The organism is Pseudomonas sp. A6 (genome assembly GCF_052367875.1).
Taxonomy (GTDB): domain Bacteria; phylum Pseudomonadota; class Gammaproteobacteria; order Pseudomonadales; family Pseudomonadaceae; genus Pseudomonas; species Pseudomonas citronellolis.
Genome location: NZ_CP198970.1, coordinates 5,889,723 through 5,915,679 on the forward strand (window position 1 = coordinate 5,889,723; position 25,957 = coordinate 5,915,679).

The 25,957-nt window shown below is 68.9% G+C and carries 23 protein-coding genes; 14 read left to right on the forward strand and 9 right to left on the reverse strand.

What is annotated here, in order from left to right:
* The first annotated feature begins 81 nt into the window (after positions 1 to 81).
* The 8 genes from ACTWJ5_RS25835 to ACTWJ5_RS25870 all read left to right on the forward strand — a co-directional run bounded on the left by ACTWJ5_RS25835 (position 82) and on the right by ACTWJ5_RS25870 (position 11,553).
* Positions 82 to 1,515, forward strand: coding sequence for an alginate export family protein (locus ACTWJ5_RS25835; RefSeq protein WP_436278227.1), 1,434 nt, complete (start codon positions 82 to 84; stop codon positions 1,513 to 1,515).
* 185 nt (positions 1,516 to 1,700) lie between these two features.
* Entirely contained in the window at positions 1,701 to 3,311 is a 1,611-nt protein-coding gene (gene algG, locus ACTWJ5_RS25840; RefSeq protein ID WP_444436811.1) for a mannuronan 5-epimerase AlgG, read from the forward strand.
* 11 nt (positions 3,312 to 3,322) lie between these two features.
* Positions 3,323 to 4,756 carry an alginate O-acetyltransferase gene (locus tag ACTWJ5_RS25845; protein ID WP_301500152.1) on the forward strand — a complete coding sequence of 478 codons (1,434 nt, stop codon included), beginning with the start codon at positions 3,323 to 3,325 and terminating at the stop codon, positions 4,754 to 4,756.
* A 57-nt stretch (positions 4,757 to 4,813) separates the two neighbouring features.
* On the forward strand, positions 4,814 to 5,887 hold the full coding sequence (locus ACTWJ5_RS25850; protein ID WP_444439659.1) for a mannuronate-specific alginate lyase: 1,074 nt from the start codon (positions 4,814 to 4,816) through the stop codon (positions 5,885 to 5,887).
* Positions 5,888 to 6,284: 397 nt separating this feature from the next.
* The gene (locus ACTWJ5_RS25855; protein WP_444436812.1) at positions 6,285 to 7,847 is read left to right on the forward strand and encodes an MBOAT family O-acyltransferase; all 1,563 of its coding nucleotides are present in this window, start codon (positions 6,285 to 6,287) and stop codon (positions 7,845 to 7,847) included.
* Positions 7,848 to 7,860: 13 nt separating this feature from the next.
* A complete protein-coding gene (locus tag ACTWJ5_RS25860; protein ID WP_444436813.1) occupies positions 7,861 to 9,051 on the forward strand; it encodes an alginate O-acetyltransferase in 1,191 nt (396 codons plus the stop codon).
* 29 nt (positions 9,052 to 9,080) lie between these two features.
* A complete protein-coding gene (algF, locus tag ACTWJ5_RS25865; protein ID WP_099049081.1) occupies positions 9,081 to 9,758 on the forward strand; it encodes an alginate O-acetyltransferase AlgF in 678 nt (225 codons plus the stop codon).
* 349 nt (positions 9,759 to 10,107) lie between these two features.
* Positions 10,108 to 11,553 carry a mannose-1-phosphate guanylyltransferase/mannose-6-phosphate isomerase gene (locus ACTWJ5_RS25870; protein WP_444436814.1) on the forward strand — a complete coding sequence of 482 codons (1,446 nt, stop codon included), beginning with the start codon at positions 10,108 to 10,110 and terminating at the stop codon, positions 11,551 to 11,553.
* Between the two features lie 657 nt (positions 11,554 to 12,210).
* On the opposite strand, the gene codA is transcribed toward ACTWJ5_RS25870, so the two are convergent.
* Genes codA through codB form a run of 3 tightly spaced genes read right to left on the reverse strand, consistent with a single transcriptional unit; the run spans position 12,211 to position 15,934 of the window.
* Entirely contained in the window at positions 12,211 to 13,452 is a 1,242-nt protein-coding gene (gene codA / locus ACTWJ5_RS25875; protein WP_444436815.1) for a cytosine deaminase, read from the reverse strand.
* On the reverse strand, positions 13,452 to 14,678 hold the full coding sequence (locus ACTWJ5_RS25880) for a PucR family transcriptional regulator (RefSeq protein WP_444436816.1): 1,227 nt from the start codon (positions 14,676 to 14,678) through the stop codon (positions 13,452 to 13,454). Before ACTWJ5_RS25880 ends, codA begins: the two co-directional genes overlap by 1 nt.
* Positions 14,675 to 15,934 carry a cytosine permease gene (codB, locus tag ACTWJ5_RS25885; protein WP_074984597.1) on the reverse strand — a complete coding sequence of 420 codons (1,260 nt, stop codon included), beginning with the start codon at positions 15,932 to 15,934 and terminating at the stop codon, positions 14,675 to 14,677. The genes ACTWJ5_RS25880 and codB overlap by 4 nt, the downstream gene beginning before the upstream one ends.
* A 312-nt stretch (positions 15,935 to 16,246) precedes the next feature.
* Here codB and ACTWJ5_RS25890 point away from each other — a divergent pair, with 312 nt between their 5' ends.
* The 6 genes from ACTWJ5_RS25890 (at position 16,247) to ACTWJ5_RS25915 (ending at position 20,002) form a co-directional block, all read left to right on the forward strand.
* Positions 16,247 to 16,711, forward strand: coding sequence for a multidrug transporter (locus ACTWJ5_RS25890; protein WP_444436817.1), 465 nt, complete (start codon positions 16,247 to 16,249; stop codon positions 16,709 to 16,711).
* 72 nt (positions 16,712 to 16,783) lie between these two features.
* Positions 16,784 to 17,614 (forward strand): SDR family oxidoreductase, encoded by an 831-nt coding sequence (locus tag ACTWJ5_RS25895; protein ID WP_444436818.1) that lies wholly within the window; start codon positions 16,784 to 16,786, stop codon positions 17,612 to 17,614.
* 2 nt (positions 17,615 to 17,616) lie between these two features.
* Positions 17,617 to 17,994 carry a hypothetical protein gene (locus ACTWJ5_RS25900; protein ID WP_074984601.1) on the forward strand — a complete coding sequence of 126 codons (378 nt, stop codon included), beginning with the start codon at positions 17,617 to 17,619 and terminating at the stop codon, positions 17,992 to 17,994.
* A gap of 97 nt (positions 17,995 to 18,091) precedes the next feature.
* Positions 18,092 to 18,772, forward strand: coding sequence for a tyrosine-protein phosphatase (locus tag ACTWJ5_RS25905; RefSeq protein ID WP_444436819.1), 681 nt, complete (start codon positions 18,092 to 18,094; stop codon positions 18,770 to 18,772).
* Between the two features lie 62 nt (positions 18,773 to 18,834).
* Complete coding sequence (locus ACTWJ5_RS25910; RefSeq protein WP_444436820.1) at positions 18,835 to 19,722, forward strand: TIGR01459 family HAD-type hydrolase; 888 nt, start codon at positions 18,835 to 18,837, stop codon at positions 19,720 to 19,722.
* 31 nt (positions 19,723 to 19,753) lie between these two features.
* The gene (locus ACTWJ5_RS25915) at positions 19,754 to 20,002 is read left to right on the forward strand and encodes a hypothetical protein (RefSeq protein ID WP_444436821.1); all 249 of its coding nucleotides are present in this window, start codon (positions 19,754 to 19,756) and stop codon (positions 20,000 to 20,002) included.
* A gap of 146 nt (positions 20,003 to 20,148) precedes the next feature.
* Here the strand turns inward: ACTWJ5_RS25915 and ACTWJ5_RS25920 are convergent, their stop codons facing one another.
* From ACTWJ5_RS25920 to ACTWJ5_RS25945, 6 genes are all read right to left on the reverse strand, one after another.
* Positions 20,149 to 20,364: a hypothetical protein gene (locus tag ACTWJ5_RS25920; protein ID WP_444436822.1), complete on the reverse strand. Its 216-nt coding sequence runs from the start codon at positions 20,362 to 20,364 to the stop codon at positions 20,149 to 20,151.
* Positions 20,365 to 20,838: 474 nt separating this feature from the next.
* A complete protein-coding gene (locus tag ACTWJ5_RS25925; RefSeq protein WP_074984609.1) occupies positions 20,839 to 21,798 on the reverse strand; it encodes a FecR domain-containing protein in 960 nt (319 codons plus the stop codon).
* On the reverse strand, positions 21,795 to 22,304 hold the full coding sequence (locus ACTWJ5_RS25930) for a sigma-70 family RNA polymerase sigma factor (protein WP_074984611.1): 510 nt from the start codon (positions 22,302 to 22,304) through the stop codon (positions 21,795 to 21,797). The genes ACTWJ5_RS25925 and ACTWJ5_RS25930 overlap by 4 nt, the downstream gene beginning before the upstream one ends.
* Before the next feature lie 326 nt (positions 22,305 to 22,630).
* A complete protein-coding gene (locus tag ACTWJ5_RS25935) occupies positions 22,631 to 23,764 on the reverse strand; it encodes an ABC transporter permease (RefSeq protein ID WP_074984614.1) in 1,134 nt (377 codons plus the stop codon).
* A gap of 9 nt (positions 23,765 to 23,773) precedes the next feature.
* Positions 23,774 to 24,946, reverse strand: a complete 1,173-nt coding sequence (locus ACTWJ5_RS25940; RefSeq protein WP_116422843.1) for an ABC transporter permease — start codon at positions 24,944 to 24,946, stop codon at positions 23,774 to 23,776.
* Entirely contained in the window at positions 24,928 to 25,899 is a 972-nt protein-coding gene (locus ACTWJ5_RS25945) for an HlyD family secretion protein (protein ID WP_444436823.1), read from the reverse strand. The genes ACTWJ5_RS25940 and ACTWJ5_RS25945 overlap by 19 nt, the downstream gene beginning before the upstream one ends.
* Positions 25,900 to 25,957 lie beyond the last annotated feature (58 nt).

Genomic DNA, 25,957 nt, shown 5'->3' on the forward strand with positions numbered 1-25,957 from the left:
CGCCCCGACCCGACCTCCGCCCCGCTGTTCCAACCGATCCGCCTGGCCCGCGCCATCCGCCGCGCCCGGCTGTTCCCGGCGATGCTCGGCGCCGGCATGAGCCTGGCCGGCACCCTGTTCGCCGCCGGCGCCTGGGCCGACGACACGCCGCCCAAGAACTACGGCATCGACATCAAGATCACCGCCGAGTCCGAGGACGATCGCGACCTGGGCACCGCCCACGGCGGCGACCTCAACGGCATCGGCATCGACCTGCGGCCCTGGGCCTTCGGCCAGTGGGGCCAGTGGAGCGCCTACGTGATGGGCCAGGCGGTGGCCGCCACCGACACCATCCAGACCGACACCCTGCAGTCCGACGAAGTCGACGCCAGCGGCCGCGACAGCAGCGACCACAAGCGCGAGCCCGACGACGCCTACCTCGCCCTGCGCGAGTTCTGGGTGGACTACGCCGGCCTCACCCAGTACCCCGGCGAGCACCTGCGCTTCGGCCGCCAGCGCCTGCGCGACGACAGCGGCATGTGGCAGGACACCAATATCGAGGCGCTGAACTGGACCTTCGACACCACCCTGCTGCGCGCCCACCTGGGCGCCGCCCAGCGCTTCTCCGAGTACCGCACCGACATCACCGACCTGGCGCCGGAAGACGAGGACCGCACCCACGTCTTCGGCGACATCTCCACGCAATGGGCGCCACACCACTGGGTGGGCCTGCGCCTGCACCACAGCGATGACAGCGGCAACCTGCCGGATGCGGGCGAGACCATCGACTCGCTGGACAAGCGCTCCACCGGCGACCTCACCTGGGTCGGCATCGAGGCCAACGGCGACGGCTACAACTACCGCTCGCAGATGCCGCTGAACTACTGGGCCAGCGCCACCTGGCTGACCGGCAACCGCGACCGCCTGACCAGCGCCGCGGTGGACGGCGAGCGCGTGGCCACCGGCAAGCAGAGCGGCGACGTCAACGCCTACGGCGTCGACCTGGGCCTGCGCTGGAACATCGACGAGCAGTGGCGCGCCGGTGTCGGCTACGCCCGCGGCAGCGGCGGCGGCCACGACGGCGAAGACCAGTACGAACAGACCGGCCTGCAGAGCAACCGCTCCAACTTCACCGGCACCCGCGCCCGCGTGCACCGCTTCGGCGAGGCCTTCCGCGGCGAACTCTCCAACCTGCAGGACGCCACCGTGTTCGGCGCCTGGCAGCTGCGCGACGACTACGACGCAAGCGTGGTGTACCACAAGTTCTGGCGCGTGGACGGCGACTCGGACATCGGCAACAGCGGCATCACCGCGCCCCTGGAGAACAACTCCAAGGACATCGGCCAGGAAGTCGACCTGGTGGTCACCAAGTACTTCAAGCAGGGCCTGCTGCCCGCCTCGATGAGCCAGTACATCGACGAGCCCTCGGCCCTGGTGCGCTTCCGCGGCGGCGTTTTCAAACCCGGCGACGCCTACGGCAGCCACGTCGACTCGACGATGCACCACGCCTTCGTCGATTTCATCTGGCGCTTCTGAGGATCAGGGCGATGCGAGCTGGCAGTCACTGGTTCCCCGCGTTCGCGGGGATGACGGAAAACCCCTCCCGCGTGCGAACGGGCACGGGGAGCGCGGGGGTTCGCATCCCCCGCCCGGCGACCGTCACTCCCGCGCACGCGGGAGCCCAGCGCCTTCCGGCTCCACGCCCACAGGGAGAACCCATCATGAACCGCCATCCGCTCCCCCTGGCCGCCCTGCTGCTCGGCGGCCTGCTGGTCGCCACGGGCCCCGCCTGGGCCTCGACCCCGGCGGCCAACGCCAAGGACGCCGAGGCCAGCGAGCAGCCCTCGCCGGCCAACCAGCCCGGCCACGTCCAGGGCCTCAAGGAAACCGGCAACTACACGGTCACCGCGCTGCCCGAGGGCCCGCTGCACCTGGACCCGCCGAAGCTGCCCGACCTCTCCGGCTACACCGCCGAGGCGGTGGCGAAGAAGATCGTGCGCAAGCCCGGCGGCAAGGCCGTGGTGCAGCGCATGGTGCAGCAGCAGCCGCTGAAGGAATTCACCGGCGGGCAGAACCGCCTGGCCGAGTGGGTCAAGCGCCAGCGGCAGATGCCCCAGGCCATCTTCATCGAGGGCGGCTACGTCAACCTCGCGCAGCTGGCCGGCAAGCTCGGCAAGGCGCTGGAGCAGGTCGAGCCCGGCGTGTACGTCGCCCGCCTGCCCATCGTGGTCAGCCAGGGCGCGACCCTGGAGATCGACGGCAAGGTCAAGGAACTGCGCCTGTCCCAGGACCGCGGCGCCTTCCTGGTCAACGACGGCAAGCTGTTCATCCGCGACACCAAGGTCACAGCCTGGAACGAGGCGAAAGGCGAGCCGGCCTGGTTCAAGAGCCCCAACGAGTTCCGCCCCTTCCTGATCTCCTGGGGCGGCGCCGAGGCCTACCTGGTCGACAGCACCTTCCAAAGCTTCGGCTACAACGCCTCCAAGGCCTACGGCATCTCCATCTCGCAGTACAGCCCGGGCATGGACAAGACCATGAAGCGCCCGCGGCCCAAGGGCTGGGTGATCGGCTCGACCTTCGTCGACAACTGGTACGGCTTCTACTGCTACGAGGCCGACGACCTGGTGGTGCGCGGCAACACCTACCGCGACAACGTCATCTACGGCATCGACCCCCACGACCGCTCGCACCGCCTGATCATCGCCGAGAACACCGTGCACGGGACCAGGAAGAAGCACGGCATCATCGTCTCGCGCGAGGTCAACGACAGCTGGATCTTCCACAACAGGACCTACGACAACCACCTCTCCGGGATCGTCCTGGACCGTAATTCCGAGCGCAACCTGGTGGCCTACAACGAGGTGTACCGCAACCACTCCGACGGCATCACCCTGTACGAGAGCGGCGACAACCTGATCTACGGCAACCAGGTGCTGGGCAACCGGCGCCACGGCATCCGCATCCGCAACAGCGTGAACATCCGCCTGTACGAGAACCTCGCCGCCGGCAACAAGCTGATCGGCGTGTACGGGCACATCAAGGACCTGTCCAACACCGACCGCAACATCGACCTCGACCCCTTCGACACCAAGGTGTCGCTCATCGTGGTCGGCGGCAAGCTGGTGGGCAACGGTTCCGGGCCGCTGTCGGTGGACTCGCCGCTGTCGCTGGAACTCTACAAGGTGGCCATGCTCGGCCCGACCAAATCCTCGGGCATCAGCTTCAACGGCGTGCTCGGCGAGAAGCAGGACCAGATCCTCGACCTGCTCGTGCGCCAGCAGCGCGCCGTGCTGATCGACCCCGTGGAAAGCCAGGCCGAACTGCAGAATTGAGGACCCGTACCATGACCATCCGCCCCCATCGTCTGCTGCGCCTGTCGACTCTGGCCGCCGGCCTGCTGCTGGCCCACGGTATTCTTGCTGCGGGCGCCGCCGACGCCGGCGCGCCGACCTACAGCGCCCTGCCCGCGGCCGGCCTGTGCCCGGCCGCGGCCGACGACAAGGCCTACAACACCAAGTACCTGGGCTTCTTCACCCACCTGGTGCCGGCCCAGGAAGACTGGCTGTTCCGCACCACCTACGACCTGCGCACCGACTTCGGCACCACGCCCGAGGGCTGGCGCGAACTCAAGGCGCTGAACGAGGCGCTCAAGCGCCGCGGCGTCGAGCTGATGGTGGTCTACCAGCCCACCCGCGGCCTCATCAACCGCGAGAAGCTCAGCCCCGAGGAGAAGGCCGCGTTCAACTACGAACTGGCGAAGAAGAACTACCTGGCGACCGTCGCCAAGTTCCGCGAGGCCGGCATCTACACCCCGGACTTCTCGCCGCTGTTCGACGAGAAGGAAGCCCACCCCTACTACTTCAAGGGCGACCACCACTGGACGCCCTACGGCGCCATGCGCAGCGCGAAGATCGCCGCCGAAACCCTGAAGGAGATGCCCGCCTACGCCGACATCCCGAAGAAGGAATTCGAAAGCAAGCGCGTGGGCCTGCTGTCCAAGCTCGGCACCTTCCACAAGGCCGCCGCGCAGCTGTGCGGCAGCAGCTACGCGCCGCAGTACGTCGACCGCTTCGAGACCGAGCCGGTGGGCGACAGCGGCGGCGGCGACCTGTTCGGCGACGGCGGCGACCCGCAGGTGGCGGTGGTCGGCACCTCCAACAGCGGCCCGGCGTACAACTTCGTCGGCTTCCTGGAGCAGTACGGCAAGGTCGACATCCTCAACAACGCCGTCTCCGGCGGCGGCTTCGACAGCTCGCTGCTGGCCTACCTGACCAGCAAGGAATTCCACGACAAGCCGCCGAAGATCCTGGTCTGGGAATTCGCCACCCACTACGACATGGCGCAGAAGAGCTTCTACCGCCAGGCCATGCCCCTGGTGGCCAACGGCTGCGCCGAGCAGAAGGCCGTGCTCAGCCGCAAGGTCAAGCTGCACGCCGGGCGCAACGAGGTGCTGCTCAACAGCGGCGCGCTGCCGATCCGCAGCGGCAGCTACACCGCCGACGTCACCTACAGCGACCCGGGCATCCACGAGCTGAAGAACACCGTCTGGTACATGAACGGCCGCCGCGAGCAGCTGAAGATCGAGCAGTCCAAGGCCGTCGACACCGGCGGGCGCTACGTCTTCGAACTGCGCAACGACGAGGACTGGCCGGACCAGCAGTTCCTCTCCCTGGAGATCGAGGCGCCGGACGACATGCCGGCCGGCCTCGAGGTCGAGGCGAAGCTGTGCCAGACCCCGCAGATCAAGGCCACCGCCAGTACCGTGGCCGGGAGGTAATCCATGTCCATCCAGCGACTTTCCCGCAACAAGGGCCTGCGCCTGCTGTGGCCGGCCATGGCCCTGAGCAGCCTCGGCGCCCTCTACGGGCAGAGCAGCCAGGCCGCCGACCTGGTGCCGCCGCCGGGCTACTTCGCCGCGGTCGGCGAGCGCAAGGGCGACGCCGACAGCTGCCCGGCGGTGCCCGCGCCCTACACCGGCTCGCTGCAGTTCACCAGCAAGTACGAGGGCTCGGACTCGGCGCGCGCCACCCTCAACGTGGCCGCCGAGGGCAAGTTCCGCGAGCAGATCAAGGACATCACCGACATGGAGCGCGGCACCACCAAGCTGATCACCCAGTACATGCGCAGCGGCCACAAGGGCGACCTGGACTGCGCGCTGAACTGGCTGACCACCTGGGCCCGGGCCGACGCGCTGGAAAGCGGCGACTTCAACCACACCGGCAAGTCCATGCGCAAATGGGCCCTGGGCAGCCTGTCCTCGTCCTACCTGCGCCTGAAGTTCTCCAGCAGTCGCCCGCTGGCGGCCTACCCGCAGCAGGCGGCGCAGATCGAACAGTGGTTCGGCAAGCTCGGTACCCAGGTGGTCAGCGACTGGAGCAACCTGCCGCTGAAGAAGATCAACAACCACAGCTACTGGGCCGCCTGGTCGGTGATGTCCACCGCCGTGGTGACCAACCGCCGCGACCTGTTCGACTGGTCGGTGCGCGAATTCAAGGTGGCGGCCAGCCAGGTCGACGCCCAGGGCTATCTGCCCAACGAACTCAAGCGCCGCCAGCGCGCCCTGTCCTACCACAACTACAGCCTGCCGCCGCTGGCGATGATCGCCGCCTTCGCCCAGGTCAACGGCGTGGACCTGCGCCAGGAAAACAACGGCGCCCTGCAACGCCTGGCCGAAAGGGTGATGCAGGGCGTGGACGACCAGCAGGACTTCGACCGCCGGACCGGCAACGACCAGGACATGACCGACCTGAAGGAAAACAGCAAGTTCGCCTGGCTGGAGCCCTACTGCGCGCTCTACAGCTGCGCGCCGAAGACCCAGGACTGGCGCAGGAAGATGGAGCCGTTCAACAGCTTCCGGCTGGGTGGGGATGTGACGAAGGTGTTCAACCGCGGGAATGGCGGGAGCTGATGCGCTCAATGGGAGTGGGGTGCAGGCCGGCAAGTCCGCCCCCTCTCCCCCCGCCCTCGGCTGCGCGCCCCGCCCTGAAGGGAGAGGGAGCTAAAAGCGCCACCGGCTGACTCCGCAGTCCATCACCGCACCGAACAGTCCCCTCTCCCTTCAGGGAGAGGGTTAGGGAGAGGGCAAGAACCTCCCAGCGACACCGCGACAACCGGCTGACTCCCGCAACAAAGACGGACCCAGCCACTCCCCGACCCAAGCGCAGTAAAGACGCCGGGCGGGCGCACCACCTTAGCGACAAAACGGGGAGGAACTGGCGGGTGACACCGGCCTTTTCCTTGCGCGCCACGCGGCGCCGGAAGGGCTGGAGCCACCCAGGGTACGAAGCTCCAGAGCGAGACGGGCAATGGTCTTTTCTTCCAACGTGTTCCTGTTCCTGTTCCTGCCGATCTTCCTCGGCCTGTACTACCTGAGCGGGAACCGCTACCGCAACCTGCTGTTGCTGGTGGCCAGCTACGTCTTCTACGCCTGGTGGCGGGTGGACTTCCTCGCCCTGTTCGCCGGCGTGACCCTGTTCAACTACTGGATCGGCCTGCGCATCGGCGCCGCCGGCGTGCGCACCCTGGCGGCCAGGCGCTGGCTGATCCTCGGCGTGGTGGTCGACCTGGCCGTGCTGGGCTACTTCAAGTACGCCAACTTCGGCGTCGACAGCCTCAACCAGATCATCACCTCGTTCGGCATGCAGCCCTTCGTGCTGACGCACATCCTGCTGCCCATCGGCATCAGCTTCTACACCTTCGAGTCGATCAGCTACATCATCGACGTCTACCGCGGCGACACCCCGGCCACGCGCAACCTCATCGACTTCGCGGCCTTCGTGGCGATCTTCCCGCACCTGATCGCCGGCCCCGTGCTGCGCTTCCGCGACCTGGTGGACCAGTTCAACCACCGCACCCACACCCTGGACAAGTTCGCCGAAGGCTGCACCCGCTTCATGCAGGGCTTCGTCAAGAAGGTGTTCATCGCCGACACCCTGGCGGCCCTGGCCGACCACTGCTTCGCCCTGCAGGACCCGACCACCGGCGACGCCTGGCTCGGCGCCCTGGCCTACACCGCGCAGCTGTACTTCGACTTCTCCGGCTACAGCGACATGGCCATCGGCCTGGGCCTGATGATGGGCTTCCGCTTCATGGAGAACTTCAACCAGCCCTACATCAGCCAGTCCATCACCGAGTTCTGGCGACGCTGGCACATCAGCCTGTCCACCTGGCTGCGCGACTACCTGTACATCAGCCTGGGCGGCAACCGCGGCAGCACCTTCCAGACCTACCGCAACCTGATCCTGACCATGTTGCTGGGCGGCCTGTGGCACGGCGCCAACGTCACCTACATCATCTGGGGCGCCTGGCACGGCGTGTGGCTGGCCATCGAGCGCGCCCTGGGCGTGAACGCCGCGCCGCGGGTGCTCAACCCGCTGAAGTGGGCCTTCACCTTCCTGCTGGTGATCGTCGGCTGGGTGATCTTCCGCGCCGAGAACCTGCACGTGGCCTGGCGCATGTACGCAGCCATGTTCAGCTTCGGCGACTGGAGCCTGTCCGAGCAGAGCCGCGCCAGCCTCACCGGCCTGCAGGTGGGCACCCTGGTGGTGGCCTACGTGGTGCTGGCCGTCTTCGGCCTGCACCAGTTCTACAACCAGCCGCTGCAGAGCAAGGCGCCCAAGGCCGCGGCCAGGACCGACGACGTCGCCGCCGACGGCCCGGCCAGCGCCCAGCCGCGCAGCCCACAGGATGCCGAGAGCGACCCGGCGGCCATCGCCTACTCGCGCAGCGGCGCGGCGGTGTACCGCCCGCACTGGCTCACCCAACTGCCCGTGCTGGCCACCCGCGTGGCCCTGCTGGCGCTGTTCGCCGCCTCGGTGCTGAAGCTCTCGGCGCAGAGCTACTCGCCCTTCCTCTACTTCCAGTTCTGAGCGAGGCCGGACCATGCAACCGACTCCTTACGTTTCCAAAATCAGCAAACCCCTGCAATACGCCTACGTCGCCGCCTTCGGCGGGATACTGCTGGGCCTGGCCGGCTGGTCGCTGAAGGCCTTCCCCAGCTTCGCCGCCGCCGAGGGCACCACGGTGCTCAACGGCAAGCTGGCCCACGCCTTCGAAGGCCACTACGACGACCAGTTCCCCATCAAGCGCCTGGGCACCAACCTCTGGGCCGCGCTGGACTACGCCCTGTTCGACGAAGGCCGCCCGGGCGTGGTGATCGGCAAGGACGGCTGGCTGTACACCGACGAGGAATTCAAGCCGGCGCCCAGCCAGACCCAGCTGGACGACAACTGGGCCCTGGTGCGCGGCGTGCAGCAGGAGCTGGAACGCCGCGGCGTGAAGCTGGTGCTGGCGATCATCCCGGCCAAGGCGCGCATCTACCCCGAGTACATCGGCAAGGAACAGCCGGCCCAGCTGCACGTCGGCCTGTACGACGAATTCCTGCAGCGCGCGCGCCAGGCCGGCATGGCCGCGCCCAAGCTGCTGGACACCCTGGAGCAGGCCAAGGACAACGGCCAGGTGTTCCTGCGCACCGACACCCACTGGACGCCGCTGGGCGCCGAGGCCGTGGCCCAGCGCCTGGCCCAGAGCATCCGCGAGGGGCAGAACCTCGACCTGCCGCAGCAGACCTTCATCACCGACGCCAGCAAGGCCACGCCGCACAAGGGCGACCTGCTGACCTTCCTGCCCCTGGACCCGCTGTTCAGCGAACTGCTGCCGGCGCCGGACCAGCTGCAGGCGCGCCAGACCCACCCGGCCGAAGACAACGCGGCGGCCGGCGGCGACCTGTTCGGCGACAGCGCCGAGCCGCAGGTGGCCCTGGTGGGCACCAGCTACAGCGCCAACCCCCACTGGAACTTCGCCGGCGCCCTCAAGCAGGCGCTGTCCACCGACCTGATCAACTACGCCAAGGAAGGCAAGGGCCCCCTCGAACCCATGCTCGAACTGCTCAAGGACCCGGGCTTCCAGCAGAAGCCGCCGCGCCTGCTGGTGTGGGAATTCCCCGAACGCTACCTGCCGATGCACAGCGACCTCAGCCAGTTCGATGCGAACTGGCTGGCCCAGCTGCGCGCGGCCGGCAACCGTGACGAACGCCTGGCGGCCAACCCGCCGGGCCTGACCGCGGCGCACTGAGCGCCACGCCAAGGGCGCCAGCGCGCCCCATGAAAACAGTGAAGACGGAGGTACACCCCATGACTCGTTCCAAGACCCTCGGCTGGAAATCCCCCGCCCTGGCACTGGCCCTGGGCCTGGCCGCCTTCGGCGCCCACGCCGGCGAAGCCGCGCTCTACGGCCCGCAGGCGCCCAAGGGTTCGGCCTTCGTGCGGGCCTACAACGCCGGCAACAGCGAACTCTCGGTGAGCGTCGGCAACGCCCAGCTCAACGACGTATCGCCCCTGGGCTCCAGCGACTTCAAGTTCCTCCCGCCGGGCAACTACACCGCCAAGGTCGGCAGCCAGAGCCTGCCGGTGAAACTCGACCCGGACGCCTACTACACCCTGGTCAGTCAGCCCGGCGGCCAGCCCAGGCTGGTGCCCGAGCCGCCCTTCAAGAACAAGCAGAAGGCCCTGGTGCGGGTGCAGAACCTCAGCGGCCAGGCGCTGACCCTGAAGACCGCCGACGGCAAGACCGAAGTGGTCGGCAACGTCGCCCCGCAAAGCCACGGCGACCGCGAGATCAACCCGGTGAAGGTGAACCTGGCGCTGTTCGAGGGCGGCAAGAAGGTCAGCGACCTGAAGCCCGTCACCCTGGAGCGCGGCGAGGTGGTGTGCCTGTACGTCACCGGCGAGGGCGGCAAGCTGTCGCCGGTGTGGGTCAAGCGGCCGGTGAAGGCGGATTGAGGCTCACTCCATGACACCCCGGCGCGAAGCCCTAGCCCTCTCCCCCCGCCCTCTCCCTGAAGGGAGAGGGAGCTATCCGTGCAAGCGGAAAGCTCCGCGCAAGCCGGCGAGCGAGGTGGCGCCCCTTCACGCCGAACAACCCCCTCTCCCTTCAGGGAGAGGGCTGGGGAGAGGGGCTCTTAACGCCCCCCCACACCAAATCACCCAAAAGAACACCACAAAAAGACCGGCCACACCGGCAGAAAAAACCAGCGAGCTGCCAAGACGGCCCGCACGGAGAGGTCACCCGAAACGGTAACGGCGCCCGGCGCCCCACAGAACGCATGAACGCTTTAAGGAGAAACCCCACATGATTCCCGTCATTCTTTCCGGTGGTAGCGGCTCGCGACTCTGGCCCCTTTCCCGCAAGCTGTATCCCAAGCAGTTCCTGGCCCTGGCCGGCGAGCACACGCTGTTCCAGCAGACCCTCGAGCGCCTGGCCTTCGAAGGCATGGAGCCGCCGCTGGTGGTGAGCAACAAGGAACACCGCTTCATCCTCCAGGAACAGCTCGAACAACTGAAGCTCAAGACCCAGGGCATCCTGCTCGAACCCTTCGGCCGCAACACCGCCCCGGCCGTGGCCATCGCCGCCATGAAGCTGCTCGCCGAAGGCCGCGACGAACTGCTGCTGGTGCTGCCGGCCGACCACGTGCTGGACGACCCGCGCGCCTTCCAGCGCGCCCTGGCGCTGGCCACCGTGGCTGCCGAGAAGGGCGAGATGGTGCTCTTCGGCGTACCCGCCAGCCGCCCGGAAACCGGCTACGGCTACATCCGCGCCAACGCCGACGACAAGCTGCCCGGCGGCGTCGCGCGGGTCGAGCGCTTCATCGAGAAACCCGACGAGGCCCGCGCCCGCCAGTTCGTCGAGGAAGGCGGGCACTACTGGAACAGCGGCATGTTCCTGTTCCGCGCCAGCCGCTTCCTGGAAGAACTCAAGCGCCACGACGCCGACATCTACGACACCTGCCTGTTGGCCCTGGAACGCAGCCAGCACGAAGGCGACCTGATCAACATCGACCCGGCCACCTTCGAATGCTGCCCGGACAACTCCATCGACTACGCGGTGATGGAAAAGACCCAGCGCGCCTGCGTGGTGCCCCTGGCCGCCGGCTGGAACGACGTCGGCAGCTGGTCGTCGATCTGGGAAGTGCACGACAAGGACGCCAACGGCAACGTCACCAAGGGCGACGTGCTGGTGCACGACAGCCGCAACTGCCTGGTGCACGGCAACGGCAAGCTGGTCTCGGTGGTCGGCCTGGACGACATCGTGGTGGTGGAAACCAAGGACGCCATGATGATCGCCCACCGCGACCACGTGCAGGACGTGAAGAAGGTGGTCAACGAACTGGACGCCGCCGGCCGCAGCGAAACCCAGAACCACTGCGCCGTGTACCGCCCCTGGGGCAGCTACGACTCGGTGGACATGGGCGGCCGCTTCCAGGTCAAGCACATCACCGTCAAGCCCGGCGCGCAGCTCTCGCTGCAGATGCACCACCACCGCGCCGAGCACTGGATCGTGGTCTCCGGCACCGCCCAGGTGACCTGCGACGACAAGGTGTTCCTGCTCACCGAGAACCAGTCCACCTACATCCCCATCGCCTCGGTGCACCGCCTGGCCAACCCCGGCAAGATCCCGCTGGAGATCATCGAAGTGCAGTCCGGCAGCTACCTGGGCGAAGACGACATCGAACGTCTGGAAGACGTCTACGGTCGAACCGAAGAGAGCGGCATCCGCGCGCAGGTAGCCGCTCGCTAGTTGAAGGACGGCGTCTCCCCCATCGATGCCAATCACCCCCCAGGCCTTGTGCCTGGGGGTTTTTCTTTGTGCGCAGGGAATGGCGTGGGTGGGGCGGCGGCTATCGCGGACGGAGTCCGCCGGGGGGCTCTTCGTAGGAGCGAGCTTGCTCGCGAACGGCTTCGCTGCGGGGCTGGTTCGCGAGCAAGCTCGCTCCTACGAGAAGCCGTGCTCGCCCGGACCTTGTCCGCGATAGCCGGACATATCGGCGCGATTCGCGGATGAGATCCGCTCCTACGCCGCCCCACCCACACAGTTCCCCTTCCTACAATTCCAGGCAAACCCGTAGGGCGCATAACGCCAACGGCTCCCGGGAAGCACGGTCGTAGGAGCGGACCTTGTCCGCGATAACCGGACATATCGGCGCGATTCGCGGATGAGATCCGCTCCTACGCCGCCCCACCCACGCCATTCCCCTTCCTACAATTCCAGGCAAACCAGTAGAGCGCATAACGCCAACGGCTCCCGGGAAGCACGGTCGTAGGAGCGGACCTTGTCCGCGATAGCCGGAACCACCGGCGCGGATCGCGGATGAGATCCGCTCCTACGCCGCCCCACCCACGCCATTCCCCTGCGCGCGAATCGCGGGCAGGGCCCGCTCCTACAGGTATCCCGGCATCAGCCTTCGAGCAGCTCCACGCTCTCCGGCGCGCGGCGCATCAGCACGCGGCCGTGGCGGATGGAATACAGCGCCCTGGTCTGCTGGCGCACCGCCTCGTAGTCGCTGTCCACGCCCAGCACCAGCAGGTTGGCCGGGCGGCCGGCGGCGATGCCGTAGCGCTCGCCCAGGTTCAGCGCGCGGGCGCTGTTGTCGGTGACCAGGTCGAGGCTGCGCTGCAGGTCCTCGAAACCCATCATGTGGCAAATGTGCAGGCCGGCATCGAGCACGCGCAGGATGTTGCCGTTGCCCAGCGGGTACCACGGGTCCTTGATCGAATCCTGGCCGAAGCACACGTTCATCCCGGCGTGGTCGATCTCCGCCACGCGGGTCACACCGCGGCGTTTCGGGAAGCTGTCGAAGCGCCCCTGCAGGTGAATGCTCTCGGTCGGGCAGGAAACGAAGCTGATGCCCGAACGCTTGAGCAGGCGGAACAGCTTCGAGCAATAGGCATTGTCGTAGGAGCCCATGGCCGTGGTATGGCTGGCAGTCACCCGCGCCCCCATGCCACGCACCCGCGCCTCTTCGGCCAGCACTTCGAGGAAGCGCGAATTGGGGTCGTCGGTCTCGTCGCAGTGCACGTCCACCAGGCAGCCAGTGCGCTCGGCCAGGTCCATGAGGAACTTGATCGAGCTGACACCCTGCTCGCGGGTGTTCTCGAAGTGCGGGATGCCACCGACCACGTCCGCGCCCAGGCGGATCGCCTCTTCCATCAGCTCGCGGCCGCCCTCGTAGGACTCGATGCCCTCCTGCGGGAAGGCGACGATCTGCAGGTCCACCAGGTGCTTCGCCTCCTCCTTCACTTCCAGCATCGCCTTGAGCGCGGCCAGCGTGGGATCGGTGACGTCCACGTGGGTGCGCACGTGCTGGATGCCGTGGGCGGCCAGCATGCGGATGGTGGTGTGGGCGCGGGCCTTGGTGTCCTCATGGGTGATGGTTTCCTTGCGCTGCGCCCAGCGCTCGATGCCCTCGAACAGGGTGCCGCTCATGTTCCACTCCGGCTCGCCGGCGGTGAGGGTGGCGTCGAGGTGGATGTGCGGCTCCACCAGCGGCGCGATCACCAGTTGCCCGGCGGCGTCGAGGTCCTCGGCCGCGGCGGCGACGCTGGCCGCCTGGGGCAGCACCTCGGCGATGGTCTCGCCCGCGCAGCGGATGGTGAACAGGCCGGTTTGCTTGCGCAGCTTGGCGTTGACGATCTTCATTAGCGTGGCTCCTCAGGCTGGGCGCTGGACATGCGGCGGATGAGCAGCGCCATGGATGCGTTCAAGCGGAACTGCGGGTCGTCGAGGGACTGGCCGCTCAACGACTCGATGCGCGCGATCCGCTGGTTCAGGGTGTTGCGATGGATGCCCAGGCGCTGGGCGGCGCGCAGTGCGTTGCCACCCTCCTGGAGCAGGGCGTCGAGGGTGTCGACCAGCAGCTGCGGCTGCTTGCGCCCGGGCGCAAGCAGGGCGCCGAGGGTGTCGTGGAGGAACTGCTCGATCACCGTGCGATCGGGAATCGCCCGCAGCAGGCGCAGCACGCCCAGCTCGCGGTAGTCGCAGAGGCCGCCCGGCGGGCGCAGTCCCTCGGCCACCTCCAGCGCCTGGCGCGCCTGCAGCAGCGCGCGGGGGAAGTCGGCGCAGTCCGCGGCGGGCGCCGACAGGCCGAGGTAGGCGCGCAACGGCAGCTCCCGCGCCAGGGTCGCCGCCAGCCCTTGCAGGGCGTCGCGCCCGCAGGCCTGCTCGCAGTCGGCCAGCAGCAGCACGAACAGGTCGCCCTGGACGATGGTCGGCAGCGCGTCCGGCAGGTTGCGCTGCCAGTCCTCCAGGCGGTCGAGCAACTGCTGGCGGTACAGGTGCAGGCGGCGCTCGGCCTCCTCCGGGGCGTACTCGCGGAACAGCCCGTCGATGCCGGCCAGGCGCAGCGCCACCAGGCGCCGTGGCGCGTCCAGCGGCAGCTGCAGGTGCTCGGCGCGGCGGCGGACGATGGCCAGGCTCGGGCAGTCGCCGCTGAGCAACTGGCCAAGGATGTCGCGCCGCGAGTGCTTCACCTGGGTCATCTGCACCAGCGCCGTGCCGATCAGGTGGGTGACGATCACCATCTTCAGCGCGTAGGGCTGCTCGATCAGCGGCAGGCCCTCGGCCTCGGCCAGCGCCACCAGCGCTTCGGGGATGCGCTGGATGAACTCGTCGCCGGTGAGGATCACCAGCCCGGCGATGCCGCTGGCGATGCCCTCGCGGGCCAGGCGCAGCAGGTTGGCCTCGTCGCGCGGGTGGTTGATGCCGGTGACGAACACCAGCTCGCCGCCCATCACCCACTCGGCGATGCCTTCGTTCTCCGCCACGTAGGACCAGCGCACGCTGCGCTGCAGGTTGCGTGCGCCGGCCCGCAGGGTCAGGGTCTCCAGGCCCGGCAGGCGGAGGATTTCCTCGACGCTCAGGCTCAAGCGCGCGGCTCCGCCACGCCGGCGCGGGCACGGGCGATTTCGCCGAGCACGATGTAGCAGGCCGCCGAGGCGCCGATGCCCACCAGCGGGGCTATCCACGGCGAGGCATAGGCCAGCGCCGCGCCCACGGCGTAGGACACCAGCCCGGCGACGTTGAACGCCGGGATGTGCGGGCCGACCAGCGCCGGGTAGTTGCCGCGGTGGCGGTGCCAGAAGTCGGCCATGATCACCCCGCCCAGCGGCGGGATGATCGAGCCCAGCAGCACCAGGAAGGGAATCAGCCACTCGTACATGCCGCCGATGGCCAGGATGATGCCCACGCCCGCGGCGAGCAGCGTCATGCTGCGCCGGCGCTCGCTGCGCACCAGGTGGCAGGCCGCGGCGGAGACGTTGTAGATGGTCGGGCCCTGGATGGTCCACAGGTTCAGGCAGAGCATGATCACCGCAGCGAACGACAGGCCCTGCAGGACCATGACTTCGACGATGTCGGCGTTCTGGTAGACGATGGCGCACCAGGCGCCGGCGACGATCATCAGGCCGTTGCCGACGAGGAAGCTGATGACGCTGGCGGCCACGGCGATGCGCCCGCTGCGCGCCATGCGCGTCCAGTTGGTGGCCTGGGTGGCGCCGCTGGCGAAGGTGCCGAAGACCATGGTCACGGCGGCCGAGAAGGTCATGCCAGTGCTCGGCTGCACCGCCAGCAGCCCGGCCCAGCCGCCGGCCTTGTGGGTGGCGATGACCATGGAGGCCACCAGCAGCACGAACATCAACGGCACCGACACCCGCGACAGCAGGTCCAGGCCCTTGAAGCCGATGATCGCGGTGATGCTGAAGCCCAGGCCGAACAGCACCATCAGCGGGATGGTCAGCCAGCCCGGCAGGGCCAGCATCTTCACCAGCACGATGGCCACGGTGGCGGTGCCCCAGGCGTACCAGCCCAGCTCGGCGAAACCGAGGAGGAAGTCGGAGAGTTTGCTGCCGCGCTCGCCGAAGCAGAAGCGCCCCATGAGCACGGTGTTCAGCCCGCTGCGCGAGGCGATCAGCCCCAGGGCGGCGGCGTAGACGGCCAGCAGCGTGTTGCCGACGACGGCGACCCAGAGCATGTCGACGAAGTCGAAGGCCATGCCGATCTTGCCGCCGGCGAACATGGTGCCGGTGAAGAAGGTGAAGCTGAACAGGACCATGGCGATGGGCAGCAGCCCTTTGCGCCCTTCCCTGGGCGTGGCGCTCAGGGGGAATTCACTGGGGGAACTCATGGATGTCTCCGCGAGGTGGATGGGGTGTCTGTCGGCCTGGAGCAAGGAGCGGGCCGGAAAAGCCGACGGGGAACGACGCGGAAACTTTTGAGCATGACGAACATCGATGAATGTTCAGAATGCACACTTCACAAGGGAAATATGCCGCCGCGTGCCTGCTCAAATGTGCATTATGCGGCTTTTCGAGGCAGAAGGCAGCGCCCGGCGCACCAAATCCGCGCAACCTTGACCCAGGTCGCCAGCGCGTATCGGAATCGTTCGAGAAGCGGCGGATTTGCTAGGCTGCTGCCCAGGCCCACCCCGGACGCATCCATGTTCTTCGGCATCCTCCTCATCGTCACCTGGATCATCCTCCTGCTGCGCTACCCCGCCCGCGCCCTGCCGATCTCGGCCGCGGCCCTGGTCGGCCTGGGCCTGGTGGTGGCCCTGGCGATCTGGCAGGACAGCCTCGACCAGCGCCGCCTGGAGCGCCTGGAACTGCGCATCCGCTACGCGCCGATGCTGTGCCCGGCCGACCGCCCGCTGCGCGTCGACCTGAAGAACGGCAGCGACGCGCCGCTGCTGGAGCTGCGCTGGAAGGTCGCCGCCTACCGCCCCGGCGACACCACGGACCTGGCCGAGAACCTCTACGAGGCGCCGCGCTACCGCGGCCCCGGCGCGCTGCTCGGCGGCGACGCCTGGAGCGACTGCCTGCCGCTGCCGGCGCTGCGCCCGGGCTACCGCGCCAGCACCCTGGAGTTCCGCGCCGAGCGCATCGAAGGGCGCTTCGGCGACTGAGTTCACCCGCGCGGCGCAATCGGCTAGGGTAGGCGCCGAACACCCACGCGCCCCACGCCAAGGAAAGCCGCCATGCCCCAACCCGTCGCCCTCATCACCGGCTGCTCCAGCGGCATCGGCCGCGCCCTGGCCGAGGCCTTCCAGGGCGCCGGCTACAGTGTCTGGGCCACGGCCCGGCGCGACGAAGACGTGGCCGCCCTGGGCCAGGCCGGTTTCCGCGGCGTGCGACTGGACGTCGACGACGGCGCCGCCATCGCCCGCCTGGCCGGGCAGCTGCAGCGCGAGGCCGGTGGCCTGGACGTGCTGGTCAACAACGCCGGCTACGGCGCCATGGGCCCGCTGCTGGACGGCGGCGCCGAAGCCCTGCGCCGGCAGTTCGAGACCAACGTCTTCGCCGTGGTCGAACTGACCCGCGCCTGCTTCGGGCTGCTGCGCGAACGCCGTGGGCTGGTGGTGAACATCGGCAGCGTCTCCGGCGTGCTGGTCACCCCCTTCGCCGGCGCCTACTGCGCCTCCAAGGCCGCGCTGCACGCGCTCAACGAGGCGCTGCGCCTGGAGCTGGCGCCCTTCGGCATCGAGGTGCTGGAGGTGCAGCCCGGCGCCATCGCCTCCAGCTTCGGCGCCAACGCCGGGCGCACCTGGCAGGAGCTGGTGGACGACCGCTCGCCCTGGTGGCCACTGCGCGAATTCATCCGCGCCCGCGCCGGCACCTCCCAGGACAAACCCACCCCGGCCGCCGAACTGGCCCGCCAGCTGCTCGCCACCGTGCAGCGCCGCCCACGCCCGCGCCTGCTGCGCGTCGGCCACGGCAGCCGCGCCTTGCCACTGCTGGCGCGCTGGCTGCCCACCGCCCTGCTGGACAAGGCCCTGAAGAAACGCTTCGGCCTGGACGGGAGCCTCTAGCCATGCCCATCCGCACACGCTACTACGCCCTCACCGGCATCCTCATCGCCATGCTCCTCAACGTGCTGCTGCGCACCCTGCTGCGCTACGGCCTGGTACCGGTGAACCTGCTGGTGGCGCTGGCCATCGGCGCCGGCATGGCGTTCTTCTTCGCCCGCCGCGTGGGGCGCCTGCCCAGCGTCGCCGAGCGCTGGCGCCTGCTCGGCTTCTACGCCGCCGGCCTGGCCCTGCTGTACCTGGCGCTGGTGGCCCTGGCCGCCTGGCGCAACCCGCCGAGCCACGCCGCGCTGCTGCTGTACCTGGTGAACTACCTGGTCTACCCGCTGGCCGCCTGGTGGTTCTTCCGCCCGCCGGTGCAGGCGCGCTTCCTGCCCCGCTGATCGCCGCGGGGCGTCTTCACGCTTTTTTCACGATCTTTTCATCCGGCCTTTATCGCCCGCCGCCTACTGTCTGCGCTCCGCCAGTCAGGAGGCCTCCATGCGCCCCGCCCTGCCCTTCGCGGCCCTGCGCCGCTGCCTGCTCGCCCTTGCCGCCCTCGCCCTGGTCGCCGGGGCGGCCCACGCCGACGAGCGCCCCGCCGACTGGGCGCAGCCGGTGGACAAGTCGTTCAACCTCTACCGCATGTCGCCCACCCTTTACCGCAGCGCCCTGCCCGACGGCCAGGACCTGCCGCTGCTGCAGCAGCTCGGCGTGCACACGGTGCTGAGCTTCATCAAGGACGACGACAAGGCCTGGACCGGCGCCGCGCCGCTGCAGATCCTCAGCTTCCCGACCCACGCCGACCGCGTCGACGACGCCGACGTCATCCGCGTGCTCAACCTGCTGCAGGCCGCCCAGCAGCAGGGCCCGGTGCTGATGCACTGCAAGCACGGCAGCGACCGCACCGGGCTGTTCTCCGCCATGTACCGCACGGTGGTCCAGGGCTGGAGCAAGGAAGACGCGCTCAAGGAAATGCGCGAGGGCGGCTTCGGCAGCGCCGACGACATGACCGACGCCATCCACTACGTGCAGAACGCCGACATCGACGCCATCCGCCAGGCCATGGCCGAGGGCCGCTGCAGCCCCAGCCCGTTCAGCCTGTGTCACCTGCGCGGTCTGGTGGAGGTGCCGGTGGCCCCGGCGCCGGAGAGCGTCGCCCAGGCCCACCCGGCCAGCTGAAAGCATTCACCTGCCTGCCCGCGGTGCGTTAGGCTGGGGCTTTTCCCCGCGACAGGCTTGCCATGACCTCCCCACGCTTCAGCGCCGTCACCCACACCCGCCTCATCGATCACGCCGGCCTGGATGCCTTCTGCGCCAGCTACGACGGCTTCATCCTCGACCTCTGGGGCGTGCTGATGGACGGCGCCGAGGTGTTCCCCGGCGCCCTCGCTTGGCTCCACCGCCGCGCCGCCGAGGGCCGCCCGGTGTGGTTCCTCAGCAACGCCTCGCGCAGCGTCGCGGAAATGGCCGACACCCTGGCGCGCCTGGGCGTGCCGCGCGAGCTGTACGCGGGCATCACCACCTCCGGCCAGTTGGCCATCGACGCCATCGAGCACGATGCGCAGCTGCAGCGCGGCGGTATCTGCATCGCCGGCGTGGCCGACGCCCTGGGCACCTGGCCGGCGCACATCCGCGAGCGTTTCGGCACGGATATCCACAAGGCCACGCTGATCCTCGGCGTCGGCAGCTTCCCCCAGGACGAGCTGGAGGCGCGCTTCGAACCGCTGCGCCAGGCCCTGGACCTGCCCTTCCTCTGCGCCAACCCGGACCGTGTGGTGGTCTCCGCCGGGCGCACGGTGTTCGGCGCCGGCCGCCTGGCCGAGGCCTTCGCCGAGGAAGGCGGCGAGGTGCGCTGGTTCGGCAAGCCGGACCCGGCGGCCTTCCGCATCGCCGAGCGGCAACTGCAGGCGCGCGGGGCGCAGAACATCCTGTTCGTCGGCGACTCCCTGGTGACCGACGTACCCGGCGCCCTGGCCGCGCGCATCGACACCCTCTGGCTGGCCGCCACCGGCATCCACCGCCAGGCCCTGGGCGTGCCCTTCAACGGCGAGCTGGACGCCGACAAGGTGCAGGCGCTGCTCGACGGCTACGCGGTCAGACCGCACTTCGCGGCGCCCGGGCTGGTCTGAAGCAAGGACGACAGCCGCGGGAAACCGCCCCATGCACGAACTCCTCGACCTGCTGCAATGGCCGGCGATGCTGGTCACGGTACTGGCCGCCTGGCTGGTCGGCTCCCGCGAGCGCCGGCGGCGCAAGCTCGGCTTCTGGACCTTCCTGGCCAGCAACGCCCTGTGGATAGCCTGGGGCCTGCCGGCCAAGGCCTACGCCCTGGTGCTGCTGCAACTGTGCCTGGCGGCGATGAACATCCGCGGCAGCTACAAGAACCGGCGCAAGACGAGCGATGCCTGAGGCAGGGCTGGCCATGCGGCGAGCCGGGGCGAAGGAGCTTTTCGTAGGATGGGTTGAGCCTGCGAAACCCATGCGGCCATGGCGATGGGTATCGCTTCGCTCAACCCATCCTACGAGGGTTGTTCCCGCCGTCCGCGGGAGCTGCCCTACCGGTTGGTGGCGCGTTCGTACAGGCGGGTGGCGTCCTCGACCAGCAACTGCACGGCGCCCAGGGCGTTGGCGAGGATTTCCGGCGTCGGGCTGCCGAGGTCCTGCGCGCCGGCGAGCACGCGCAGCAGGTCACGGGCGGCTACCTGGCGGCTGTAGGCGGCATCGAGTAGTTCGAGGTTGGAAACAGATTTGGGAAGCAATGAAATGGTCATGGGTATGAATCTCTTGAGCAATGTTCGAATCCACTTCCCAGACGCCAATCCGGGAGAGCGGGCCGTACAGGTTGGCGTGCCGGCTCAAGATCCGGTGCATCCGAAGATGCCCTGCACGACCCGCCCATGACACAGACGCGGCCGTACGGGTGCGAGTGTTTCCACTAGCACCTCTTGAGCAAACGGGACGCCAATCCCGCACCGCCCTGCTGGGCGGCGAAGCAACGGTATGGGCAGGGAACGGGCCGTGTCAATCGCACCACGGAGCGTAGGGTGGGTTTCTTCCGTTCTTCCTGGCGCCAATCAGGGAGGGCGGACCGTGCAGGTTGGCGTGCCGGGACAGAGGAACCGGTGCATCCGAAGATGCCCTGCACGGCCCGCCCATGACACAGACGCAGCCGTATGAGTGCGAGTATTTCCACCAGCAGCTCTTGAGCATACGGGACGCCAATCCCGAAGCGATGATACGGCGCGCTAGGCCGGCACCAGCGTCACCCAGTAGCGGGTGCGGTACTGCGCGCGGACCGGCAGGCTGCGCTGCAGGGCGGCGATGGCCTGTTCCGGCTGGTCCAGCGGGAACACCCCGGAGATCGCCAGGCCGGCCACCGCCGGGTCGCAGCGCAGCACGCCCGGGCGGTAGCGCGACAGTTCCGTGCACAGGCGGCCGAGGGTCCATTGCCGGGCCACCAGGTAGCCGTCGCTCCAGGCCAGGGCGTCGGCGTCCAAGTCGGCGACGCCATACAGCCCCTGGCGGTCGAAGCGGACCTGCTGGCCGGCCTGGATGACGCCGGCGACGTGCTCGCCATCGCCCGGCGAGACCGCCACCGCGCCCTGTTGCACCGCCAGCAGCGCATCGTGGCTTTCCAGGCGCACGGCGAAGCGCGTGCCCAGGGCCTGCAGGCGGCCCTGGGCGGTGTCCACCCAGAAGCCGCGGCCGGCGGCGTCGTGGCCGGTCTGCACGAGGATTTCCCCAGCCAGCAGGCGGATGCGCCGGCTGTGGGCGTCGAAGGCCAGGTCGATGGCGCTGTCGGTGTTCAGCTGCAGCCAGCCGCCGTCGGGCAGCGCGATGCGCCGGCGCTCGCCGACGCCGGTGCGTTCCTGGGCCAGCCAGCGCGAGTCGCGCAGGCCGTAGGCGCCGCTGCCGAGCACCGCGGCGCAACCAGCCAGCAGCATCAGGTTCTTCAGCGCGCGGCGCCGCGTGGGGTCGAAGGCGGCCTGGCGCAGGGCACTGCTGGCGGTTTCCGGCGCCACGCCAGCCAGGCGCCCGTCGAAGAAGTCCAGGCGCTGCCAGGCCTGCTCGTGGCTCGGGTCGGCGGCGCGCCAGCGCTGGCAGGCGGCCTGTTCGTCGGCGCCGGCCAGGCCCGAGGCCAGGCGCACGCGCCAGCCGATGGCCTGCTCGACCACGCCGTGTTCCAGCGGCTGCGCCCGGCTCATGAATACAGCGCCTGGTAGCAGTGGGCGAAGGCCTGGGTCATGTACTGCTGCACCGAGCTGAGCGAAACGCCCAGCTGCTCGGCGATCTGCGGGTAGGTCAGGCCGTCCAGCTGCGACAGCAGGAAGGCGCTGCGCACCTTGGGCTTGAGGCCGTCGAGCAGGCGGTCGATCTCCATCAGCGTCTCCAGCACCAGGGCGCGCGCCTCGGCCGAGGGCGCCTCGGCCTCCGGCTGCTGCGCCAGGCTGTCGAGCCAGGCGCGCTCCAGGCTCTGCCGGCGGAAGTGGTCCACCACCAGCCCGCGGGCCACGGTGGCGAGGAACGCGCGGGGTTCGCGCAGGCCCTTCAGTTCGCGGCGGCCGAGTAGGCGGACGAAGGTGTCCTGGGCCAGGTCGGCGGCCTGCTGGTGGCATTCCAGGCGGCGGTAGAGCCAGCCCAGCAGCCAGTGGTGGTGGCCGGCGTAGAGTTCGCCGACCTGGGAATGGGTGGAAGCGGACGGGGACGACACGGGAGCCCTCTGCGCCAGGGGCGCGTTGCACCGGGGATGCGCCTGTGAACACCCCTCAAATGCGAAGCCTTATCATTTGCGCAAAGATGCCATGAGCGCGCCATCCCGGCAAGGGGCGGCGACGGGTGGGAAGGCGATTTCCGAGCCGCGCCAGCCCCGTAGGATGGGTTGAGCGAAGCGATACCCATCGCCATGGCCACAGCGAGATCCGCTCCCGCAGGCGGGCACGGCTTCTCGTAGGAGCGAGCTTGCTCGCGAACAGATTCCGCTGCGGGGCCCGTTCGCGAGCAAGCTCGCTCCTACGAAGAGAAAGAGCGCTTCGGGGCTCACCAGCCCTTGAGCTGGTCCCAGCGCCAGTTGCGGAACTGGTAGATCAGCGTGCCCAGCAGGCCGTAGGCGGCGGCCATGCCGAGCAGCACCAGGATGCGGTCGGAAACCGCCGAGAGCGGCAGGTTCATCTGGTTCATCTCCACCACCGCGCGGATCGCCCAGGTGGAGGGGATGCCGTTGGCCAGCCACTGCACCCACTGCGGCATGGCCTGGGGCGGCCAGGTGAAGCCGGCCATGTAGAACAGCGGCAGGGTGATGAAGGTCATGGTCAGGTACACCGCCTCTTCCGAGGGCAGCAGCTCGGCGAGGAATTCGCTCAGGGCGATCACCGCCAGCAGGAAGGGCAGCACCAGGCCCATGAGCATGAAGAACGAGGCGGTCTGCCGGTAGCCCATGATCCACGGCCAGATCACGTAGAAGAGCATGGCCAGCACCGTCCAGATCAGCAACTGCGCGGCGTAGCGGCCGAAGCGCGTGGACGGCGGCTGGCGCAGCGAGCGCGGGGTGCCGCCGCGCAGGTTGAGGTTCACCCGCGTGCAGGACAGCAGTAGGCTGTGCTGCAGGATCAGCGTCACCAGCCCCGGCAGGACGATGGCGGCGAAGCTGGTGCCGGGGTTGAACAGGTCGGTCAGCTGGCCCACCACCGGGCTCAGCAGCACCTCGGCCTGGCTCGCGCTGAAGCCGTTGTGCAGCAGCAGGTGGGCGTTGTAGCGCAGCGTCAGCTCGTTGTAGGTGGCGCTGATGTCCTGCTGGATCTGTCCGTTGGCCATGCGGTTGGTGGCGTCGCCGAAGATCGGCACGCTCACCGCCTCGCCGCGCAGCACGCGCTTTTCGAAGTCCACCGGGAGGATGACGATGCCGAACAGCCGGCGCCAGGCCAGGTCGTGCTGCGCCGTGGGCAGCTCGCTGTAGCTGCGCACGGCGATCTTGGGCGCGGCGTCGAGCAGGCGGATCAGCTCGCGGGAGGCGGCGCTGTGGTCCATGTCGACCACCGCCACCGGCAGGTCGTCCATGGTGCGGTGGGCGTAGGGCAAGGTGGTCAGCGCCACCGACAGCACGGTCAGCAGCCACAGCGGCTTGCCCAGCATGTTCTTCAGGGTCTGCCTGAGGACGCTCCAGAAGTTCTCCATGGCGCCTCCTCAGGCCGGGCTCAGGTCGAGGCGCCGGCGCAGGCGCAGCTTGGCGATCATGTAGGCCAGCAGCGGGTAGACCAGCAGCCGGCAGCAGGCGTACAGCCCGGACTCCGGCGGGGCCTGGCGCAGGAACTGGTCGAACAGGCCGTGCAGGGTGTGCGTCAGCGGCTCGGCCAGGCTGATGAAGCGGGCGATCTCGGGCATCGCCAGGTCCGGCAGCAGCACCCCGGAATAGGTCTGCGCCACGCCGATCAGCAGGCCGATCAGCGAGTAGGCGCTGAAGCGGTTGGCGGTGAAGATGAACAGCACCAGGCCGACGCTCTGCGCGGCCATCACGTAGCACACGGTGATCGCCAGCATCCACAGCGGGCTGCCGTTGATCTTCGCGCCGTTGAGCGTCACCAGCAGGAACAGCTCCAGCATCAGCAACGCGCTGAACAGCAGCGTATAGGGCGCCAGCTTGCCCAGCAGGCGCACGCCCAGCGCCCGGGCGCGCAGGATGTGCGGCGAGGAGGCGCGCAGCTCCGGGGCCTCGCGGGCCAGCACGTGGACGGTGGCGACGATCACGAACAGCTGCAGCAGGTGCACGATGGCGGCGAACTGCTGGTAGTAGATGTAGTTGCCGCTGGCGTTGAACAGGCTCTCGTAGGCCACGCTGATGCTCGCCAGCTTCGGCAGCGGGGCGCCCGCGCCGGCGGCCAGGTAGGGGCGCAGGTCCTGGTTGACGCCGGCGACCAGGCCGCTGAAGTCCTGGGTGGAATAGAAGCCGGCGGAATAGAACAGCGAGTTGTAGTAGAGCACCGCGCGCGGCTGGCGCCCGGCCAGGGCGTCGGCCTCGAAGTCGCGGGGGATGTACAGCAGCGCATAGTCGTCGGCCGTGCGCAGGCGCCGCAAGCCTTCCTGCAGGCCGCCGCCGAGCACCTCGACCTGGGCGTGGGAACCGGCGTCCAGCTCGCGCACCACGCGCCGCGACAGGTGGCTGTGGTCGGCGTCGACCACGGCCACCGGCATGTCCAGCAGGGTGCCGGCCTGGTAGATGCCGCTGATCAGGGTGAACAGCAGCAGCGGCCACAGCCAGCCGAGCCAGTGGATGGTCCAGCTGCGCACGGCGATGCGCGTCTCGGTGTTGAACGCCTGGGCGAAGCGCAGCAGGTTGCGCCTTATTGCTGCCATTGCCACAGCGCGCTCATCCCCGGACGCAGGCCCTGCACCGCTTGCAGCGGATACAGGCGGACCTCGAAGGTCTTCAGGTCGAAGTCGCCGGTGGCGCGGGTGGCGCGCTTGGTGGCGAAGTCGCCCAGCGGGGCGATGTAGCGCACCTCGGCCTCCACCTCGGCGTCTTCCAGCGCCGGGATGCGCAGCTTCACCTTGTCGCCCTTGCGCACCTTGGCGAGGATGTCCTCGCGCAGGTTGAACACCAGGTAGCTGTCGGACAACCGCACCAGGGTCAGCAGCGGACTGTAAGCGTTGATCAGCTCGCCCTCCTCCGCCGGGATGGGCCCGACCTCGCCGTCCATCGGGGCGAGCACGGCCAGGTCGTCGGTCTGTGCCTGCAGTTCGGCGATCTGCGCGTCGGCGCGGCGCACCGCGGCCTGCAGCGCCTGGCGCACTTCCTCGCGGTCGCCGCGCTGGCCCTGGTCGAGGTTGGCCTGGGCCTCGGCCACCTGGTTGCGCGCCACGTCGCGGGCGCGGCGGGTGGTATCGAGCTGCGCCTGGGAGACGAAGCCGCGGCCGGCCAGTTCCTCGTTGCGCTGGAAGTCCAGCTCGGCGTTGCGCAGCTCGGCCTGGGCCTGCTGCAGGCTGGCCTGGAGGGCGCGCAGGGTTTCCTCGCGGGTGCCGTGCAGGGATTCGTCGAGCTGCGCCTGGGCCTGGCTGCGCCCGGCGCGCAGCGAGTCCAGCTGGGCCTGCAGCTCCGGGCTGCTCAGGCTTATCAACAGCTGGCCCTTCTGCACGTCGTCGCCACGCCGCACGTGCAACGTCTCGACGCGGCCCTTGGCCTTGGAGGCGACTATGACTTCGGTGGCGTCCGCCTCGCCTTGCAGCAGCAAGGGCTGGGTGTGCAGACGCAGGTACAGGGTGATGGAGATGATTACCAGGAGCAGCAGGGGTGCGAACAGCTTCCAGCCCTTCATCGTGCGGGTCTTCCCTCGGCGGCGCGAATTATTCCGATGTTAGTGCATCGCGGCCGCA

Bases quoted from the DNA above. Each gene is read 5' to 3' on its own strand.
- ACTWJ5_RS25835 (WP_436278227.1), top strand. From the start codon at position 82: ATGCTCGGCGCCGGCATGAGCCTGGCCGGCACCCTGTTCGCCGCCGGC.
- algG (WP_444436811.1), top strand. From the start codon at position 1,701: ATGAACCGCCATCCGCTCCCCCTGGCCGCCCTGCTGCTCGGCGGCCTG.
- ACTWJ5_RS25845 (WP_301500152.1), top strand. From the start codon at position 3,323: ATGACCATCCGCCCCCATCGTCTGCTGCGCCTGTCGACTCTGGCCGCC.
- ACTWJ5_RS25850 (WP_444439659.1), top strand. From the start codon at position 4,814: ATGGCCCTGAGCAGCCTCGGCGCCCTCTACGGGCAGAGCAGCCAGGCC.
- ACTWJ5_RS25855 (WP_444436812.1), top strand. From the start codon at position 6,285: ATGGTCTTTTCTTCCAACGTGTTCCTGTTCCTGTTCCTGCCGATCTTC.
- ACTWJ5_RS25860 (WP_444436813.1), top strand. From the start codon at position 7,861: ATGCAACCGACTCCTTACGTTTCCAAAATCAGCAAACCCCTGCAATAC.
- algF (WP_099049081.1), top strand. From the start codon at position 9,081: ATGAAAACAGTGAAGACGGAGGTACACCCCATGACTCGTTCCAAGACC.
- ACTWJ5_RS25870 (WP_444436814.1), top strand. From the start codon at position 10,108: ATGATTCCCGTCATTCTTTCCGGTGGTAGCGGCTCGCGACTCTGGCCC.
- codA (WP_444436815.1), bottom strand. From the start codon at position 13,452: ATGAAGATCGTCAACGCCAAGCTGCGCAAGCAAACCGGCCTGTTCACC.
- codB (WP_074984597.1), bottom strand. From the start codon at position 15,934: ATGAGTTCCCCCAGTGAATTCCCCCTGAGCGCCACGCCCAGGGAAGGG.
- ACTWJ5_RS25890 (WP_444436817.1), top strand. From the start codon at position 16,247: ATGTTCTTCGGCATCCTCCTCATCGTCACCTGGATCATCCTCCTGCTG.
- ACTWJ5_RS25895 (WP_444436818.1), top strand. From the start codon at position 16,784: ATGCCCCAACCCGTCGCCCTCATCACCGGCTGCTCCAGCGGCATCGGC.
- ACTWJ5_RS25900 (WP_074984601.1), top strand. From the start codon at position 17,617: ATGCCCATCCGCACACGCTACTACGCCCTCACCGGCATCCTCATCGCC.
- ACTWJ5_RS25905 (WP_444436819.1), top strand. From the start codon at position 18,092: ATGCGCCCCGCCCTGCCCTTCGCGGCCCTGCGCCGCTGCCTGCTCGCC.
- ACTWJ5_RS25910 (WP_444436820.1), top strand. From the start codon at position 18,835: ATGACCTCCCCACGCTTCAGCGCCGTCACCCACACCCGCCTCATCGAT.
- ACTWJ5_RS25915 (WP_444436821.1), top strand. From the start codon at position 19,754: ATGCACGAACTCCTCGACCTGCTGCAATGGCCGGCGATGCTGGTCACG.
- ACTWJ5_RS25920 (WP_444436822.1), bottom strand. From the start codon at position 20,364: ATGACCATTTCATTGCTTCCCAAATCTGTTTCCAACCTCGAACTACTC.
- ACTWJ5_RS25925 (WP_074984609.1), bottom strand. From the start codon at position 21,798: ATGAGCCGGGCGCAGCCGCTGGAACACGGCGTGGTCGAGCAGGCCATC.
- ACTWJ5_RS25935 (WP_074984614.1), bottom strand. From the start codon at position 23,764: ATGGAGAACTTCTGGAGCGTCCTCAGGCAGACCCTGAAGAACATGCTG.
- ACTWJ5_RS25945 (WP_444436823.1), bottom strand. From the start codon at position 25,899: ATGAAGGGCTGGAAGCTGTTCGCACCCCTGCTGCTCCTGGTAATCATC.